The organism is Variovorax sp. FG153 (assembly GCF_057809595.1).
The window spans coordinates 59,230-69,929 of record NZ_JBMDKG010000021.1; the positions used below are offsets into that span (position 1 = coordinate 59,230).

Below are 10,700 nucleotides of genomic sequence, written 5' to 3' on the forward strand. Positions count from 1 at the left end.
ACATGCCAGTTCCCTTCCAACGCGTCTACCTCGAAAGCGCCGGCTACTTCATGCCGGGCGACCCCGTGCCCAACGAGCGCATGGACGACTTCATCGCGCCGCTCAACCGGATGTCCGAGCGCATCAAGCGCCGCATCCTGGCCGAGAACGGCATCCGCACGCGCCACTACGCGATCGATGCCGAAGGCGCGACGCGCCACACCAACGCGCAGATGGCGGCCGGCGCGATCCGCGACTGCCTGCGCCGCGGCGGCGCCGAGCTGTCGCGCGTGTCGCTCTTGGCCAGCGGCTCGTCGGGCGGCGACACGCTGATGCCCGGCTTCGCCAACATGATCCAGGGCGAGCTCGCCGCGGCGCCGATGGAGACGCTCGCGGTGCACGGCATCTGCGCGGCCGGCGTGTCGGCGATCCAGGCCGCGGCGCAGGGCATCGAGCTGGGCGCGCACCGTTCGGCGCTCGCGGTGGCCAGCGAGATGCCCTCGCGGCTGTTCAAGCGCTCGCGTTTCGCGGCGCGCGGCTACGAGACCGACTTCGACTCGCACTTCCTGCGCTGGATGCTGTCGGACGGCGCCGGGGCGCTGCTGCTGTCCGATGGCGCGCCCGCGCTGGCCGGCTCGCCGGGCCTGCGGCTGCGCCTGAAGTGGGTGCACCAGCGCTCGTTCTCGGGCGACTACCCGGTCTGCATGCAGCTGGGCCTGACCGAGGACCGCGCGCGCGGCCACCTCGACTTCGCCTCCTGGTCCGAGGCCGAGGCGGCCGGCGCGCTGTCGCTGCGCCAGGACATCCGGCTGCTGCCGCACCTGTTCGACATCGGCATCCACGAGTACGCGGGGCTGGTGCGCGACGGCTGGGTCGATCCGAAGCGCGTCGACCATTTCCTGTGCCACTACTCGTCGGAGAAGTTCATCCCGGTGGTCGAGGACCTGATGGCCAAGGCCGAGCTGTCGATCCCGCGCGAGCGCTGGTGGAGCAACCTCGCCTGGCGCGGCAACACCGGGGCGGCGTCGATCCTGGTGATGCTGGCCGAGTTCCTCCACACCCGCGCGCTGAAGCCCGGCGAGCAGGTCTTCTGCTACGTGCCGGAGTCGGGGCGCTTCATGGCGGCCTACATGCTGTTCGAGGTGGAAGCGGTGGAGGCGCCGCCCGTGACGGTGGCGCCGCGCGCCGCTGCAGCCACGGCCGACGACGAGCTCGTGATCGCGCCGCCGCACGACCCGGCCGCCGCGCCCGAGGGCCTGGGCGCGCTGCTGACCGAACTGGCGGCGATCTGGCACGACTACCGCTCGCGCGTCTGGCGCACGCCGCTCGTGCGGCAGATCCGCGAGCGCCGCTTCGCCGTGCCCGACTACCTGAACTGGATGGAGCAGTGGGTGCCGCAGGTGCGCGAAGGCAGCCTCTGGATGCGCGAGGGCGCGGCCTCGCTGAGCGAGCCGTACCAGGCGCTGTCGTCGCTGATCGGCGTGCACGCGGGCGAGGAGCAGAACGACTTCCAGATCCTGTTCAGCGACTACCGCAAGGCCGGCGGCACGGTCGAGCGCATCGAGGACCTGCGCCGCAACCCGGGCGGCGAGGCGCTCAACGCCTACCTGCATGCACTGGCCGCCACGCGCGACCCGATCGGCCTGCTGGGCGCGATCTACATCATCGAGGGCACGGGCCAGCGCATCGTGCCGGCGCTGCTGCCGCTGCTCAAGGCCAGCCTGCGGCTGCCGCCCGATGCCTTCCGCTTCCTCGAATACCACGGCCACAACGACGAGAACCACCTGAACCGCTGGCTGCTCGCGGTCGAGATGGTGATGGCCGTCGAGGGCCAGGCGCGCGCCGCGCGCCAGATCGCCGACACGGCGCGCCACACGGCCGCCCTCTACCTGATGCAGTTCCAGCACATCACCGAGCGGATTTCCCATGCGAACGCCTGAATTCCTGGCCCGCGGGCACGACGAGCGCGACCCCAGCCCCTGGCTGGCGCTCTACCTCGACCAGAGCACGCCGCTGCCCGACGAGGTCAAGGCGGCCTGGCTCGCCGATTCGAGCTCGGGCTCGCGGCAGTACCTGCTGCCGTTCCTGCGGCCGATCGCGCGCGCCACCATCATCCTGATCCAGGTGGTGAAGGTGTTCGTCCCGCGCAACTGGTCGCACTCGCGGTTGCTGCATCGCATCCTGGCCTGGGGGCTGCGGCATTTCGTGTCGCCCGAGGCCAACTGGCTGATCCTGCGGCACTTCCACCTGGGCTCGCAGGTGCTGGCCTTCATCGGGCGCAATTCGCCGGCGCCTGTCGCCACTTCGCCGCTGGAGCCGCCGGACATCGAGGCGCTGAAGGACGACATGTTCCTCAAGCACGACCTCAACCTGTTCAATTTCGTGATCCGGCTGAACCAGGCGCTGCGCGACCGCGGGCTGGCACTGGGCAAGGCCCAGGCGCCCGATTTCTCGATGATCCGGGAGCCCGCGTTGCGGCTGGAAGACATGCCGCGCGGCCGCCTCAACTTCCTGGACCTGCAGAGCGCCATCGAGCTGTTCACGCCGCTTTACCAGCTGATGCTGACCGACAACGACTTCTGGCGCGCCGCCAACTCGCTGCAACTGGATGAAACCATCGGCATCTATGCCGCCACCATCCTCGCGGCGCCCGAGCACCTGATCCTGGTCAACAACAAGCACCCGCTGGTGCCGTTGTCGACCCTGCGGGCCGGGCACCGGCTGGTGATCCATGGCCTCTCGACCGAGATGCTGCACAGCCTGCTGCAGCGCATGAAGGCCGCAGGGCACGGCGAAGGCGGCGAATCCGGCTTCGTCCCGGCCGGGGAAGGGGCTTCGGCCGACACCCCGCCACTTGCATAGGGGTATGCTGTCCCCAGATGCAGACCATGAACACGACCCACACTCCGTCCCCCAAGACCGATCTGTCGGTGACCCATGTGCTGGCCCAGTTGCTCGAGCGGCTGGATCACAGCAAGGTGCCCGTCGGTGCCGAGCAGTACCGCTCGGTGGTCGCGCACCTGGTGCACGAGTTCGAAGACGTCGAATCGGGCGCCGACCTCAGTCGCCTGCTCGACGCCTATCCGGCCGCCGCCGAGGTGTACGAGAACCTCAATTACCAGCACGCCGGCCTGTGCCGCTCCGCGCTCGACGCCTCGCTGGCGGCCGAGACCCGCGCCAGGGAAGCGATCGCGCGCGCCATGCGCCGCCCCGAACCGAAGAAGAAGGAAGAAACCGATGGCCAAGGCTGAGGTGAAGACTGCCGTCCTGGAAGACGGCCTGCGCTACAAGTCGAAGACGCCGGGGTCCCCGTTCCGCGCCTCCGCGTCGTTCAGCGGCGCCACCATGTCGTGCTTCATGTGCGGCAAGCACCGCGTGCGCTCGCAACTGCGCACCCGCCAGGTGCTCGGCAAGTCCCAGACCGTCTGCGCGCCGTCGTGCAAGGCGCTCGACGAGGCGCTGGAAGCCGCCGCGGCCGCGCCGTCGTCGCCCGAATGACGCAACGCCCGCGAGGGCGTTATTCGGCGCGTCTCGTCTAGCACGGCGGGGCGACGCCTTGGCGACATGCCCGTGCGGGCATCGCGTCGTGCGACTTCCATGATGGCCGCAATAGTTATACAGTTAGAAACAATTGATGCATGTAATTGCATTGGTAAAAAAGTTCTAATTTCAGGCCGACATCAGATGATTTGCAGCAAGGCAATGGGTGCTTTTGGCGTAGTGCGGCCGTCCGCGCGCGCAAAAGGAAGCTGCCGTGGCTAAACCGCGTCACGTCGTCATGCAGGTGGTCAAGCGGTCCTCGGGCAGCGCGTCGCACCATGTGGAATTCGTGATGGACGACAACTTCGCCGAGCGCCTGCGGCAGTTGCGTTCGCTGGTGCCGCCGCTGGGCAGCCTCAACAAGCAGCGCGACCTGGTCATCGACAAGGTGCGGGTGCGGCTGCCCAACGCCATCTGGCGCTCGGGCCATGGCACCGACAGCAGCGTGGACGGTTCCTGCATCGTGATCGCGGCCGAGGGCTCGTTCAACTGCGGCGGCAAGGACCGCCTGACGCGCGAGAAGCTGGTGACCTACAACTTCTCGATCGCGCGCCTGGTCGAGCTGCACGGCGAGCGCCCCGAGGGCGAGACCTTCTACATCCGCGACGGCACCTTCGCCAACGACGAGCCGGCCGAGTCGCCGGCCGGCCGCTGGGTGGCCTCGATGCATGAGCTCGAGGCCGTGATGCGCGTGCCCGACGCGCCCTCGGACTTCGACACCCTGCACGAGGTGCCGCTGCGCGTCGATCCGCAGCAACAGGCGAGCGGCACGGTGCCGCAGCACCGCACCAGCTTCTTCTGAAGGGCCGCGCTCAGGCCGCGGCGGCTTCCGGCTGCGCCGCGACCGCGCCGACCGGCACGTAGGCCGCGCGGTTGTCCACGAGCCAGCGCTCCGACAGGCTGCTGTCCTGCTGGGCGGGATGGAAATCGGCGCGCAGGTAGCGGCGCCACATCGCGTAGTTGCCGCGCAGCAGCCCGTCGCGCGCGAGCAGGATGCGCGCGGCGCTCTTCCAGGTCGACCACTTCCACAGCTGCTTCTCGTGCCGCAGGTTGGTCAGCGTCTGGTGCATCAGGTCGCCGAGGAACATCAGCGTGACGCGGCGGAACCAGCGCGTGCGCCATTCGTCGGAGCCGCCCGCGGCCCGGTAGACGTCGAAGGCCACGCTCTTGTGCTCGAGCTCCTCGGCGCTGTGCCACAGCCACATCGTGCGCAGCCGCGGCTCGGCGCCGTCGAGGATCTGCGGATGCGCGAGCAGCCACTCGGCGAACATGGCGGTGAAGTGCTCGGTGGCGGCCGTCACCGCGAGCGCATGGCGCGGGTCGGCGCCTTCCATCAGCGACAGCCGCTTGCTCGCGCGCTCGGTCCAGCGGTCGACCAGGCCCTGCTTCTCGAGGTGGGCGTTGAATAGCGAATGGATGCGCCGGTGCGTCGCTTCCTGGCCGATGAAGCCGCGCACCTCGGCGCGGTACTTGTCCTGCGTCTCGGGCGGCAGGGTGGCGACGGCGTCGCGCACCGCGTCGATGAAGAACTGCTCGCCGAAGGGAAAACTCATCGACAGGGCGTTGAAGAAGGCGGTGGAGAATGCATCGCCGCCGCACCAGTCGCGGGCAAACGGGGCCTGGAGATCGATCAGAAGGCGGCGGACGACGAGTTCGGTGCTCATGAAGACAATCCTCGTGAATCGGAATGGTGGTGGCAAGGGGTGTGGTACAGATGCGTACCGCAATGCCTGCATGGTGCCTCCGGGTGCTTGGTACTGTCAAGTACCAGCGCGTAGGAAAATGTTCCGTTCATGAGTGCCGTCACCGACAACACCTCCCAGACTCCGGCCGAATCGCGCAACGAGCACTACCACCGGCTGCTCGAGGGCATGGCCCGCGCGGTGGCCGCCAAGGGCTACGCCGACACCACCATTGCCGACATCGTGCGCGAGGCCGCGGTGTCGCGCCGCACCTTCTACGAGCATTTCGCGACCAAGACCGAATGCCTGATCGCGCTCTACGAGGCGGCCAGCCACCTGGCGCTGCAGGCGGTCAGCGAGGCCTTCGACCCGGTGCAGCCCTGGCATGCCCAGGTGGAGCGCGCGATCACGGCCTATTTCGACTATCTGGCGCAGGACCCGGTGCTGCTGCGCACGCTGTTCGTCGAAATCCTGGGCCTGGGCATGCCTGGGCTGGTGGCGCGGCGACGGGTCAACGACGAGATCGCGAACTTCATCCAGGCCGCGATCAACAGCAGCGGCACGACCGGCCCGGGCCCGCAGGCGCACCTGACGAGCGAGATGGCGATGACGGTGGTCGGCGGCATCAACGAGCTGGTGCTGCAGGCCATCGAGCAGGAGCGCGCGGGCGACCTGCGCGAGCTGGTCGCGCCGGCCACGCGGCTGGTGCGCGCGGTGGCGGCGGAGAGCCAGCGCTAGGCTGCGGCCCTGCGCCGCGGCGTCGCCGCGAGCCACAGCGTCAGCAGGCCGGCCAGCAGCAGGGCCAGCAGCACGCCCAGGTGCGGCAGCACGTCGTGCAGCGGCGCACCCATCTGGTTGAGCCGCAGCGAGGCCTGGATGCCGGCCGTGCTCGGGAACAGCCAGCGCAGGGCCTGCAGCGGCGCGGGCAGGGCCTCGACCGGCCACGAGAAGCCCGACAGAAAAGCCATCGGCAGGGCCGTGAACAGCAGCACCTGAAGCGCCCGTTCGCGGTCGCGGAACCAGCAGCCCAGCAGCAGGCCCAGCGTGCAGATCGCGGGCACGTAGAAGGCCAGCAGCACCAGCGCGCCGAAGGGGTTGCCGCCGCGCGGGTAGTCCTGCAGGAAGAACACCCAGCCGAAATAGAAGATGCCGCTGAGCACGCCGAAGCCCGACAGCGCCGCGAGCCGGCCCAGCCAGGCGCTCATCGAGGCGCGCAGCCGCCGGGCCTCGGCCCAGGTGCCGGCCAGCATGGCGGTGCCCATCAGCAGCGTCTGCTGCAGGATCAGCAGCGCCACTGCCGGCACCACGTAGCTGCCGTAGCCCTCGGTGGGATTGAACAGCGCCACCAGTTGCGTGACCAGCGGGCTGCGGCTGCGCGCCGCCTGCACGGCGCTCTGGCCGCCGGCCTGCAGCTTGCGGATCTCGACACCGGTCGAGACCGTGCCCACCGCTTCCGAGAAGCCGTAGAGCACCGCCTTGTTGAGCAGCGCATAGGCGCCGTTGCCCTCGATGCTGACCACCGCCGGCAGGCCGCGCAGCACGCTGCGCTTGAGATCGGCCGGCAGCAATGCGTAGCCCTCGATCTCGCCGCGCCACAGGGCCTGCTGCGCCTCGTGCACATCGGCCGTGACCAGGCGCACGTCCAGCCGCGGATTGGCCATCGCGAAGCGCGCGATCTGGCGCGACAGACCGGTGTGGTCCTGGTCCACCACCGCCACCGGTACCCGGGTCACGGCCTGCGTGCCATAGGGCCAGGGGTAGAAGAAGCCGTAGATGATCGGCGCCAGCAGCATGATCAGCAGCACGCCCTTGTCGCGCAGCACGGCCAGCGCGGTGTCGCTCCAGGCGGCGCCGAAGCGGGCGAGGGCGCGCTGGCGGTCCATCAGCGGCCGCCCCATGAATCGGGCGCGCGCGCCGCGCGGCCCAGTGCGGTGGCCGTCGCGGCCAGCAGCACGGCGGTGCCCAGCACCATCCACAGCGGCGTCGCGGCCGAATAGGCCAGCGGCGCGCCCATCTGCAGTTGCTCCATCTGCACGCGGACGTAGTGGGTGTAGGGCAGCAGCGCGGCCCACAGCTGCGCCAGCGCGGGCATGGCCACCAGCGGGAAACCCACGCCGCCGAACGCGAAGGCCGGCGCGGTGATGAAGCCGGTGGCCGACAGCGCGGTGCGCAGCGAGCGCGTGAGCGCCGCGACGAAGCCGCCGAGCGCGATCGACAGCGCGAGGAACACCACCAGCGCGAACAGCGTCCAGCCGAGCGAGCCCACCGGATGCCAGCCACGCCCGGCCGTGATCCACAGCATGGCGGTGATGCCGACCAGCGACAGGCTCGCGAACGGCAGCGCGAGCTTGCCCGCGAGTGCGGCCAGCGCCTCGTGCCAGCGCGGCGCGGCGCCGAGCCAGCCGCCGATGCTGCGGTCGCGCAGCTCGCGGCCCACGGCCCAGGCGCCGGCGGTCATCGCGAGGATGTGCAGCAGCGCCGGGATCAGCGCGGCGCCGAGGAACTGCTCGTAGTCGCCCGAGGTGTTGAACAGCGCGACGGTGCCGGCCTTCAGCGGCTCCATGGTCGCGCGCGCGGCGATCATCGATTCGCCGCGCTTGTTGCGCACCGCGAGCTCGACCCCGCCCGAGACCGTGGCGACCACCGTGCGCACGTCGCGCTGGATCAGGCTCGAATGCGTGCCAAGCTGGGCGTTGTGCAGCAGCACGACCTGGCCTACTCGGCCCTGCTTGACCTCGCGGTTGAGATCGCGCGGCAGTTGCACCGCGGCATCGACCGCGCCGCTGGTGAGCGCGCGCGCCATCGCGCCTTCGTCGTCGAAGCGCTGCACCACGCGCAGGCCCGGCGTGGCATCGAGGAAGCGCACGATCTGGCGCGACAGCGCCGAGCGGTCCTGGTCGAGCACGCCGATCGGCAAGCGCTCGGGCAGGCCGGCCGAGAAGATCCACCAGATCAGGAGCACCGCGAGCAGCGGCACCCAGGTGATCATTGCGAGGTCCCAGGGCCGCGCGCGCAGCAGCGCGAACTCGCGCCGTGCGCTGGCGGTGGAGAAGCCGCGAAGGCTCATGTGCTAGTCGACCAGCACGCTCATGCCGGGCCGCGCGCCCTCGATCGGCTGCAGCGGCCGCGCCCGGACCTCGAAGGTGCGCACGTCGAAGCCGGCGCCGCCGCGGGTGGCGCGCCAGGTCGCGAAGTCGGGCAGCACGCCGCTGTAGTAGACCTTGAAGCGCGCCGTGCGCCGATCCTCGGCCAGCGCGGGCAGGCGGGCCTCGAACTCGCTGCCCATCGCGAAGCGCGGCAGCCGGTCCTCGCGCACGTTGAGCACCACCCACTGGTCGGCCAGGTCGACCACCGTGACCACCGCCACGCCCTGCGGCGAGAGCTCGCCGACCTTGGCCAGCACCTTGGCCACCTCGCCGGCGACCGGGCTGCGCAGCTCGGTCTCGGCCTTGGCGGCTTCCGCTTCCGCGACCACGCCGGCGACCTGGCGCGCCTGCGCGCTGGCCGCGGCCTGGTCCTCGGGACGCGCGCCGGCGCGCGCCATGTCGTATTGCGCCCTGGCGGCGATCGCCGCGTCGCGCGAGGCCTTCCAGTTGGCCTCGGCCTCGTCGCGCTTCTGGTCGGCCACCAGGCCTTCGCGCGCGAGGCCGTCGACGCGACGGAACGAGGTCTGCGCGAGCTGGGCCGCGGTCTCGGCGCGCTGCCATTGCATGCGCGCCATCTCGATCTCCTGCGGCCGCGCGCCGTTCTGCGCCTTCTGGGCCACGGCCTGCGCGGCCTGCTCGGCGGCGGTGGCCTGCGCGAGCTTGGCGCGCACCTCGGGGCTGTCCATGCGCACCAGCACCGCGCCGGCCTGGATGCGGTCGCCTTCCTTCACCAGCACCTCGGCCACGCGCGCCGTCACCTTGCCGGCCACGTCGGTCTCGCGCGCCTCCATCTGGCCCTGGAACACCTCGGGCGCGGGCCGCGAGGCGCGCCAGAAGCCCCAGGCCAGCAGCGCCAGCACGAGCAGCGCGGCCAGGATCGCGATCAGTTTGCGGGTCTTGGCACTCATCATTCAGTTCACCTTCACGTCGGCACGCGCGATGTAGTCGGAAAAGCGGTCGGACAGGCCCGCGCTCTCGAGCAGCTGAGCCAGCGCCTGCACGTACTCGTTGGCGGCCTGCGCGCGCTCGGTCAGCACCTTGGCCTGGTTGGTCTCGGCGTCGATCAGGTCGAGCGTGGTGCTGGTGCCTTCGCGCAGGCCCGAGGTGCGCAGCTTCAGCACCTCGCGCGCCAGTTCCACCGAGGCCTGCATCTCGAGGTACTGGCGGCGCGCGTTGTCGAGCGCGCGCCAGTTGCGTTCCACCAGCAGCGAGATGTCGCTGCGTGCCTGGGCGCCGGTGCGTTCGGCCTGCTCGACCTGCTTTTGCGACGCGGCCGAGAGCGCATCGCGGTCGACCGAGTCGTACAGCGTCCAGCGCACGCCCAGGCCCGCGACCCAGTCCGCATTGCCGCTCTTGAGCTGGCGCGTGCCGAAGGCGATCACCTGCGGGCGGCGCAGCGCTTCCTCGCCCTCGTGCAATTGCTCGGCCTGCGACTTCTTGGCCGCGACCTTCTCGAGGCCCGGGTGGCGGTTGAGCGCCGAATCGATGAACCAGCCCAGCGGCTCGACCGGCGCGCTGATCACGAACAGCGGCGTCTGCGGCGCCACGCGGCCCTCGGCGCGCACCGTGCGCGCCAGTGCCACGGCCGCGAGCGCGGCGTCGTTCTCGGCCTTGCGCGCGTTGCGGCGCGCCTCCTCGTAGGCCGCGCCGGCCTGCAGCCGTTCGACGCGCGAGATCACGCCGGCCGCGAGCATCTTTTGCGCCGCCGCGTCGTGCTGCGCGATGGTGCGCTCGGCCTGCGCGCGCAACTGCGCCGCGCGCTGCGCGAGCTGGGCGCCGAAGTAGCGCTGCACCAGCAGCGTGTCGACCTCGTGGCTCGCCTGTTCGGCATCGGCCTCGGCCTCGCGCGTCTGCGCCGACACGAAGCCGCGCACCGCGTCGGTGGCGCCGCCCAGGTAGATCGGCCAGACCGCCGACACCGAGGCGTTGGAGCCGGTGTCGTGCCGGTTCAGGGTGTAGCTGTTGGGCAGTTGCGGTATCGGCACGCGCGCGATGAAGCTCTGGATCGAGGGCGGCAGCGCCTGCCCGATCTGGCCGAGCTTCTGGTTGAGCGGATCGAGGTCGAGGTTCAGGTTGGCGTTGTACGCATAGGCCAGGCCCGACACGCTGACCACCGGGCCGCCCAGCCGCTTGAGGCCATCGCTCTGCAGCTGCTTGGCCTCGACCGCCGCGCGCGCGGCGGCCAGCTTGTCGGAGCGGTCGAGCATGCGGGCGCGCGCGGCGTCGAAGCTCAGGGAGGTGACGTCGTCGGCTGGCGAAGGCGCCTGTGCGAAGGCCGTGCCGCCGGTGGCCGCGAGCAGCAGCGGCGCCAGGGCCTGGAGGAGGGCGTTGCGAAGGTGAAGGTGTGTCATCG

Annotated in this window: 11 protein-coding genes; 6 read left to right on the top strand and 5 right to left on the bottom strand. The window is 70.6% G+C overall.

Annotated elements, in window-relative coordinates; genetic code table 11:
• The first annotated feature begins 2 nt into the window (after positions 1–2).
• From ACODT0_RS22200 to ACODT0_RS22220, 5 genes are all read left to right on the top strand, one after another.
• Positions 3–1,919: an iron-containing redox enzyme family protein gene (locus ACODT0_RS22200; protein WP_413763712.1), complete on the top strand. Its 1,917-nt coding sequence runs from the start codon at positions 3–5 to the stop codon at positions 1,917–1,919.
• Complete coding sequence (locus ACODT0_RS22205) at positions 1,906–2,841, top strand: DUF6999 family protein (RefSeq protein ID WP_489042282.1); 936 nt, start codon at positions 1,906–1,908, stop codon at positions 2,839–2,841. Before ACODT0_RS22200 ends, ACODT0_RS22205 begins: the two co-directional genes overlap by 14 nt.
• A 17-nt stretch (positions 2,842–2,858) precedes the next feature.
• Positions 2,859–3,230 (top strand): hypothetical protein, encoded by a 372-nt coding sequence (locus ACODT0_RS22210; RefSeq protein ID WP_057592506.1) that lies wholly within the window; start codon positions 2,859–2,861, stop codon positions 3,228–3,230.
• Positions 3,217–3,477, top strand: coding sequence for a hypothetical protein (locus ACODT0_RS22215; RefSeq protein WP_057592505.1), 261 nt, complete (start codon positions 3,217–3,219; stop codon positions 3,475–3,477). Before ACODT0_RS22210 ends, ACODT0_RS22215 begins: the two co-directional genes overlap by 14 nt.
• 256 nt (positions 3,478–3,733) lie before the next feature.
• Positions 3,734–4,321: a hypothetical protein gene (locus ACODT0_RS22220; protein WP_057592504.1), complete on the top strand. Its 588-nt coding sequence runs from the start codon at positions 3,734–3,736 to the stop codon at positions 4,319–4,321.
• A 10-nt stretch (positions 4,322–4,331) separates the two neighbouring features.
• Here the strand turns inward: ACODT0_RS22220 and ACODT0_RS22225 are convergent, their stop codons facing one another.
• Positions 4,332–5,183 carry a metal-dependent hydrolase gene (locus ACODT0_RS22225; RefSeq protein WP_489042283.1) on the bottom strand — a complete coding sequence of 284 codons (852 nt, stop codon included), beginning with the start codon at positions 5,181–5,183 and terminating at the stop codon, positions 4,332–4,334.
• A gap of 129 nt (positions 5,184–5,312) precedes the next feature.
• On the opposite strand from ACODT0_RS22225, the gene ACODT0_RS22230 reads away from it, so the two are divergent.
• A complete protein-coding gene (locus ACODT0_RS22230) occupies positions 5,313–5,939 on the top strand; it encodes a TetR/AcrR family transcriptional regulator (protein WP_261213832.1) in 627 nt (208 codons plus the stop codon).
• Here ACODT0_RS22230 and ACODT0_RS22235 read toward each other — a convergent pair.
• Genes ACODT0_RS22235 through ACODT0_RS22250 form a run of 4 tightly spaced genes read right to left on the bottom strand, consistent with a single transcriptional unit; the run spans position 5,936 to position 10,698 of the window.
• Positions 5,936–7,084 (bottom strand): ABC transporter permease, encoded by a 1,149-nt coding sequence (locus ACODT0_RS22235; protein ID WP_489042284.1) that lies wholly within the window; start codon positions 7,082–7,084, stop codon positions 5,936–5,938. The two genes, ACODT0_RS22230 and ACODT0_RS22235, sit on opposite strands and share 4 nt — an antisense overlap.
• Positions 7,084–8,268: an ABC transporter permease gene (locus tag ACODT0_RS22240; protein WP_489042285.1), complete on the bottom strand. Its 1,185-nt coding sequence runs from the start codon at positions 8,266–8,268 to the stop codon at positions 7,084–7,086. The genes ACODT0_RS22235 and ACODT0_RS22240 overlap by 1 nt, the downstream gene beginning before the upstream one ends.
• Before the next feature lie 3 nt (positions 8,269–8,271).
• A complete protein-coding gene (locus ACODT0_RS22245) occupies positions 8,272–9,258 on the bottom strand; it encodes an HlyD family secretion protein (RefSeq protein ID WP_093341394.1) in 987 nt (328 codons plus the stop codon).
• Entirely contained in the window at positions 9,259–10,698 is a 1,440-nt protein-coding gene (locus tag ACODT0_RS22250; RefSeq protein WP_413763707.1) for a TolC family protein, read from the bottom strand.
• Between the last annotated feature and the right edge of the window lie 2 nt (positions 10,699–10,700).